General features: G+C 63.9%; 4 protein-coding genes. All 4 read right to left on the bottom strand.

What is annotated here, in order from left to right; genetic code table 11:
- Positions 1 to 2,553: SpoIIE family protein phosphatase (locus H7K34_RS19025; RefSeq protein ID WP_372510810.1), on the bottom strand; the 2,553-nt coding region annotated here is incomplete at its 3' end.
- Between the two features lie 131 nt (positions 2,554 to 2,684).
- Positions 2,685 to 4,022, bottom strand: coding sequence for a PPE family protein, SVP subgroup (locus H7K34_RS19020; protein WP_264063528.1), 1,338 nt, complete (start codon positions 4,020 to 4,022; stop codon positions 2,685 to 2,687).
- A 327-nt stretch (positions 4,023 to 4,349) separates the two neighbouring features.
- Positions 4,350 to 5,993 (bottom strand): GMC family oxidoreductase, encoded by a 1,644-nt coding sequence (locus tag H7K34_RS19015; protein WP_264063527.1) that lies wholly within the window; start codon positions 5,991 to 5,993, stop codon positions 4,350 to 4,352.
- A 338-nt stretch (positions 5,994 to 6,331) separates the two neighbouring features.
- Entirely contained in the window at positions 6,332 to 7,093 is a 762-nt protein-coding gene (locus H7K34_RS19010; RefSeq protein ID WP_264063526.1) for an SDR family NAD(P)-dependent oxidoreductase, read from the bottom strand.
- Positions 7,094 to 7,367 lie beyond the last annotated feature (274 nt).

Genomic DNA, 7,367 nt, shown 5'->3' with positions numbered 1-7,367 from the left:
GTCGGGGTCGGGGTCGATCGTGACATCGTGCATGAGTCCTCGCATCAGGGTGATGCCGCGACCGCGATGTGGGTTGGCCTCGGGCTGCGGAGGTATCCAGGAGCCGCTGTCGGTGATGGTCAACTGCACCTCGTCGACGAGTGCGGTCGCGCCCAGGGCAATCGTGCCACCTTGCCGGTCGCGGTGACCGTGCTCGATGGCGTTGGCGACGGCTTCGCCGGCAGCAATGAGCACGCTCATCGTCTGCTCCGGATCCAGCCGGACCCGGGTCAACCAGCTGCGCAAGGCTTTTCGAGCCGGAGCGAGATTGCTGGCATCGGCGGGAAATTTCAGCTCCAGCGGGGAGGGATGGCGGTAGAGCAAAAGGGCAACGTCATCCTGATAGCCCCCGGTTGGCGCCAGCCGGGACATCACCTGATCCGCCAAATCGTCCAGCGATGACCCGAGACCCTCGGCAACCAGGGCGGCGGCGCCGCCGATGCCGTCGTCTAGTGGTCTGCGGCGTCGCTCGACCAGACCATCGGTGNGGGACATCACCTGATCCGCCAAATCGTCCAGCGATGACCCGAGACCCTCGGCAACCAGGGCGGCGGCGCCGCCGATGCCGTCGTCTAGTGGTCTGCGGCGTCGCTCGACCAGACCATCGGTGTACAGCAGCAAGGTCGAGCGCGCCGGGACGATCACATGGGCCTCTGGGCGGGGGCGATGGGGTCGCACTCCCAAGGCAATGGTGTGGCCACCCTCGAGCATCTGGGTGGTGCGATCGGCGTGGACGACAATGGGCGGCGGGTGCCCGGCGCTGGAATACACCAGCTCGCCGGTGTCCGGGTTGAGCACTGCGCAGATGGCGGTGGCGCATTGGGCCCCGGGCAACCGCGCGGCGAAGCGATCGAGCCCCTCCAGGGCGGCCGCGGGGCTGGGATTGTCGAACAGCAGCGCCCGGCAGGCGCTGCGTACCTGTCCCATCACGGTGGCGGCGGCGAGGCCATGACCGACACAGTCGCCGACGATCAACGCGATGCGTCCGTCATCCAGGTCGACAAGGTCGTACCAGTCACCGCCAACTTGCAGGGGGCGGGTGGCGGCCTGATAGCGAACCGCGAAGCCATGCGGCAGATCGGCGGGGCCCAGGATCGCGTGTTGCAGCGCCAGGGCTGTCTCACGCTGCTGGTCGACTTGATGCACCCGTTGCAGGCCCTGGCCGAGGCGGCCGGCCAACACGGTGAGCAAGGTTTGGTCCTCGAGAGTGAATGGTCGTTGTTCGGCCAGATCGATCCACACGACGAGCACGCCCTCGGGATGCTGCAGCGCGATGGCCGCCGTCCCGGGCTTGGTCGTGTTGGGGGTCAGCAGATCACCGTCGCGCAACGCGGCGAGCAGCTCCCGGGTTTGTGATGGCAGATCCGCCCACTGCGCAAACTCGCCAACAGATACGAATTCCGGTGTGCGGGAGGTGCTTTCGATAGCGGATCGCTGGGCGGGGAACGTGACGGCCAACACGCGGCGGGCCCGCCAGAGTCGACGCAGTTCCTCAGCGGCCGCGAGTACTGCGTCATAGACGCTGTCCGCTTGGGCCAGCTCCTGATTGAGCGCGTGTTCTCGACCCGCCGCTAGCGCCAACGCAATAGCGGCGTGGCGGGCGAAATCACTGACCAGGTCGAGATATTCGTTGTCGAAAGACGGCTGGTGCGGATCGCGCGCGACCGCGATCACCCCAAGCACCGCGTCGTCGGCAATCAGCGGCATGACGATGGCTGAGCGTTCACCGACATCGGTGAACCCTTCGATCGGATATTGGAAGGAATCAGTGATCAGGGGTAAACCGCGCCGCGCCACGCCGCCCGTAGTGGAACCGTCCATCGGAACCTGCCGACCGATCACCTGCGAGGCGTACCGGCCCGCGGTGGCGGCCACGACCAGCGTGTCGACCTCGTCATGGGGTCGATCCGGCTCGCGGGGCACAAGCAAGATGGCCTGTTCGGCACCGGCCAAATCGAGCGCCCGGTTGACGATGAGCTGCAGCGGCCCCGTTTGTGGGTCACCGGACAGCAGCGCGGTGGTGATCTCGCGACTTGCCTTCGTCCACCTCGACGATTCACGTTCTCGCTCGAAGAGCCGCGCATTGTCGATGGCAGCAGTCGCCGCCGTGGCCAACGCGCGCACCGCGCTCTCGTGGGAATCGGTAAACACGTGGCCGGGCCGATCGTCGGCAAGGTAGAGGACGCCAAAGTCGGCTGCCCGCACGATGATCGGGATCGCGAGCAATGCCCGCACGGACGGGCCATCCGCGTCGAGACCGCCGGCTTGCAAATCAACGGTCAAATCATCGATGCGGATGCCTTCGCCCACCGACAGATCGCCGAGTCGCCGCGCTATGGCGTCGTCCGCTCCGGCGTGCACGAACGACGCCAGGCCGCCGTCGGACCCGCGAATACCCAGCGCCCCATACCTGGCACCGGTCAACTCTCGCGCCGCGTTGACAATTCGATGCAACGTCACGTCCAAGTCCAGGTCGGAACTGATCTCGACGATCACTCGCACCAGCTGGGCCATCTGATCGCGGGCCGCCTCCAGCAGGTCAAGCTGGTCGCGCAGCCGGCTCGTCGGCTGGTGCCCGCCCTGCCCGGTGGCTGGAGCTTCACCAGGACCGTTGACCATGGCTATAAACGTAACGCAGGCCGCGGTTAGCGATTATTGAGCAGTCGTTGCTTCTGTTCGTCGAACTCGGTATCGGTTAATACTCCACTGTCGCGGAGCCTGCCCAGCTTGCCTAGCAGATCCGTCATTTCGCGTAACTCGGCAGCGCTTCGGCCAGGCCGATCACCCGCCGCCGTTCCGCGATCGCGCGAAGTCTCGCCGGCAGGCACCAAAATGCCGGGCGCGTCGGCTTTGTTTGCCTGTCGACGATCTCGGGAATCGCCGGCGCCACGTCCGGACAATTGCATCAGCGGTGCCCCGCCGAAAACCGGCATTCCGCTGAACAGACCGGGGCTCGGGCCAGTCGTCGGGACAGGACTGGCCATCGGCGACGCCTGCGCGACCAGCCGTACCTCCTGGGCCGCCGAGGCCCAGCCCTGGGGCACCGACAAGCGACCGAGGGAGGATGCGCGGCCCGTTTCCGCCGACACTGTTGTCGCCTCTTCGGGTAGACGCCTGGCCGGCATCGCTCCTCGCTGCGATGCAGCTGCCGATGGCTGCGGTGCCGACACCGTCTCGGATCCGAACATCTCATGTTCGGCCTCGGAAACGAACCCCGCGGCACCCGACAACCCGATCAGGCCGAGGCCGTTTCCAAGCAGGCCGGAGCCGAGCGAAATCAGGTCATAAGGATTGGAGAACTGCGAAAAGTCAGTTGCTCCCGCGGGCAGCGAGGTGAGCGCTTGTAGCGCATTCGGCACCGCGGTCATCGAGCCGCTCGACATCGCGCTTTGTGCCTGCCCGGCCGCGCTACCGGCAGCCTGCGCGGCCGCGGCACTCTGCGCTGCGATCCCGCCCTGGTCGGTGGTCTGCTCCGGCGAGGCGAACGGAGTCACTTCGGTGGCCGCTCGCGATTCGGCGGCATACCCATACATCGCGGCAACGTCCTGGGCCCACATTTCGGAGTAGGCGACTTCAGTCGCCGCGATCGCCGCCGCGTTTTGGCCGAGCAGATTCGTCGCGATCAGTGAAGTCAACTCGGCACGGTTGGCCTCGATCACGGGCGGAGGCACCGTCATCGCAAACGCGGACTCATAGGCCACCGCGGCGGCGTTTGCCTGGGCACTGGTCTGCGTAGCCTGCGCAGCGGTGGTGTTCAGCCATGCCAGCTGCGGCGCGGCCGCGGCCACCATCGACGCCGACGACGGGCCCTGCCAGGGTTCGCTGGAGAGCCCCGAAATCACGGACTCGAGATTGGCCGCCGTGGTCTGCAGCTCGTTAGCCAGTTCATCCCACGCCGTTGCCGCGGCCAACATCGAGCCCGCTCCCGACCCCGCGTACATGCGCCCGGAGTTAACCTCCGGCGGCAATACCGCGAAATGCATTTAAGATTCCCCTGAATTCGTTCGGTCGTGCTGCCTTACGCTTCCAGGTTCCCCTTGTTACCACGCGATCCCGGAATCTTCGAGTAACCACCCGTGTACAGCCGGACTGTGACCGGCGACTGCTTCATGAATCAGGTTGGTAGAGGAGGCTTTTGCACAAGCAAGTCGAAAGCTGTTACCTTGGGCACAGTTGCGCCGTTGGAGGTGGGTGAACGCCTAGCAGAGGCGCAATGGTAAGTTCGGCACAGTGCGCGAAAGCGCGAGTTCAGTTCGCGCGACGCTCAATATAGTTGCACACGTGGCGATTACAACACACCTTGGACGACTTCAGAGGGCGTGACGCTCGCGCAGGATCTGGCCGGCACGCTCGCCGATGATGATGACGCATGGAGCCATGGTATTGCCGGTTGTGACGCGCGGCATGATGGATCCATCAGCGATCCGAAGGTTCTGCACTCCATAGACTTTCAGTGATCCGTCGACCACCGACATATTGTCGTTGCCCATTTTCGCCGTACACGTCTGGTGGTGATAGGTAGTGACGTCGGTACGGATGAAGCGCTCGAGCTGAATGTGATTGAGGTTGCCTGGCATAACCTCTCGTTTGCTGAACGGACGGAGCGCCGCTGAATTGCCGATCTCGCGGCACAGTTCGATGCAGGCGATCGCCGCCTTGATGTCGTCGGGATGCGACATCAGATTGGCGTGAATCCGCACCGTGTCGAGCGGGTCGGGTCCCGTCAGATAGATTCGGCCGCGACTCTTCGGTCGCACCACAGCACCTAACATCGCCCAACCCGATTCCGGTAGAACGATTTTGGCCGCATTCTCCCGGCTTGAATACGGAAACTCAAGTTGGTACGCCTGAAGGTCGGGAGTGTCCAAGCTTGGATCGCTCTTGGCGAAGACTGTCATCTCACCGCCACTATTGCGCCACGGCAGGGGCGTCTTACTCTCCCAAACGCAGGAGAACGCGGGATGATCCTGCAGGTTACGGCCGACTCCAGGCAAATGCTGGACCACGGGGATGCCATGGTGGCGCAACTCGGCCCGATCGCCGATGCCCGATTGCATCAGTACCTTGGGTGTGTGGATCGCCCCCAACGACAGCACCACTTCGGATCCCGCGCTGACGCGGTGCAGTTGGCCGTCGTGAACGAATTCCACGCCGGTGGCGGCCCACCCGCCGGAGGCCTTGTCGAATCTCACTCGAGTTACCAGTGCGCCGCTCAACACCGTGACGTTGGGCCGATCCATAAGCGGGAAAAGGTAAGAGCGAAAGACCGATTGGCGATATCCGTTGCGGATGCGTAGATCGACGATCGACGCGCCGCCGTCGCTCTCCATCAAGCTGCCGTTTTGATGGTCGAAGGTCGGAATGCCGAGTAAGTCGGCGGCGACAAGACCTTCGGTCGCGATTGGGCTTGGGTTGGAAGCGGATTCGACGTATACCGGTCCACCGGTGCCACGATGGTCAGGGTCGGCAGTGCCATGCCAGTCCTCAATGTCGCGATAGATGGCGAGCACCGACTCGTAGCTCCATCGCTCGTCTTTGGCTTCGGCGGCGAAATAGTCCCAGTCGTTCTTGTGGCCGCGCGCCCACACCATGACATTGATGCTTGAACCCCCGCCCAGGACCTTGCCCATGGAATATGGGATCGCTCGTCCGTTCAGGTGGCAGCTGGGTTCAGCGGTGAAGTTCCAGTCGCGCTCGCTACCCAGGTTGGCCAGCCACATTTCCGGTCTGAGTGTCTCGGGCGCCTCGTCGGAGCCGCCGGCTTCCAGGACCAGCACGCTCACATCGGGATTCTCGGCGAGACGACGCGCTACCACGGAACCCGACGAACCCGACCCGCACACGATGAAGTCGTAATGGGCCTTGATCTCCGTGCCAAGGCTCTCCTGATTACTTCGAACACGATCGGCGAATTCCTCGGTGGTAGTGCCTGTCTCGGACCACGTTGAAGTCATATCGGCTTTCTCATTCCCGGTGTCGCGTCAGGTCGGCTGGGCCGTGCGCCGACCGCATGCTCGTGCATGATTCATGGCTACCGCGCGGCCGCAGTGCCCGTCGACAATTGGGCTTGCGTCACGCGTTCGCTGGACAGAAATGTGCGCAAACCGGATAACCCGAGTCGCCGGTCGGCCGCGACGGCGATCTGGTGAACAAGTGGTGGGTGTCGGGTGCCTGGCGGTGCACCTAGGACGCGACGGCTGCCGCGGGCCGGAGCCGCTCCCAGACAGACGTGAATACCGGTGCCCGAAACTGACTTGTTCGCGGGGGCATTGACGCCGCTGATACCAAATCCTCAGACTTGGTTGAATCCTCCGTCGGCAGTAAGCGTTGATCCAGTGCTAAAGCTGGATAGATCGCTGGCGAGAAACACTGCGGCGTAGGCGATTTCGATGGGTTCTGCGAAGCGCCCCAGCGGGATGGTGGCAACGCGACCGGCGCGGAAGTCTTGAATCGACGCGTTGGAATCGATTTGCGCAGCCAGTGCATCGCTTCCCGGGGTGGCGGTGGATCCGGGGACCAGGACGTTGACCCGAATGTTGCGGTCGGCAAGTTCGCTGGCCCAGGTGCGGGCCAGCGAGCGCACAGCGGCTTTGGTGGCGGCGTAGATGCTGAGCCCGGGACGGCCGCGATCTGCGGTGGTGGATCCGGTCAAAATGATCGAGGCGTTGTCGTTGAGTAACGGGAGCGCTTTTTGGACCGTGTACACGACCCCTTTGACGTTGGTCGTCAGCAGCGCGTCGAGGTCGTCGTCGGTGATCTCGCCGAGACGCGAGACCGTGGTGGCCCCGGCGTTGGCCATGACGATATCAACGCCCTTGCCCGCCGCCTCGACCTTGGCATAGAGCCGGTCCAGATTCTCCGGTTTTCCGACGTCACCGACCACAGCGATCGCGCGGGAGCCCAATTTCTTTGCTGCGGAGTCCAGTTCGGTCTGGCGCCGCCCAGTGATGAACACCTTGTCGACACCTTCGGCGATGAAGCGCTCGGCGGTGGCTAAGCCGATGCCTGAGTTGGCACCGGTGACGACAGCGGTCTTGTGGTCGAGCAGTCCCATCTGGGTCTCCTGAATTCAGCGAGGTCACTAGCGTTGATGTAACGGGAAACGCCAGTCGATATTCCCACCTACATCGCGTCACATCTGGACAAACCGAACCCACCGTTGTTCCGAATGCATTGGTGACCAGTTTGACTTCCAGGGCAATCAGGAACCGGCGTCGAGGTGTTACACGACAGTACGGTCCGCCGCGTCGGCACGGCCGCCGAGGTCATGCTCTGCCCCGGCGCACCACCCACCGCAGCTCGACGCATCAGTTCTAAAGCGATCCAAC

Source organism: Mycobacterium montefiorense, assembly GCF_025823255.1.
Lineage (GTDB): Bacteria > Actinomycetota > Actinomycetes > Mycobacteriales > Mycobacteriaceae > Mycobacterium > Mycobacterium montefiorense.
Note: the sequence above shows the minus strand (reverse complement) of the source record. Positions and strands in the feature narration are given on the sequence as shown.

Excerpts from the sequence above, each read along its gene's own strand:
- H7K34_RS19020 (WP_264063528.1), bottom strand. The coding sequence starts at position 4,022 with ATGCATTTCGCGGTATTGCCGCCGGAGGTTAACTCCGGGCGCATGTAC.
- H7K34_RS19015 (WP_264063527.1), bottom strand. The coding sequence starts at position 5,993 with ATGACTTCAACGTGGTCCGAGACAGGCACTACCACCGAGGAATTCGCC.
- H7K34_RS19010 (WP_264063526.1), bottom strand. The coding sequence starts at position 7,093 with ATGGGACTGCTCGACCACAAGACCGCTGTCGTCACCGGTGCCAACTCA.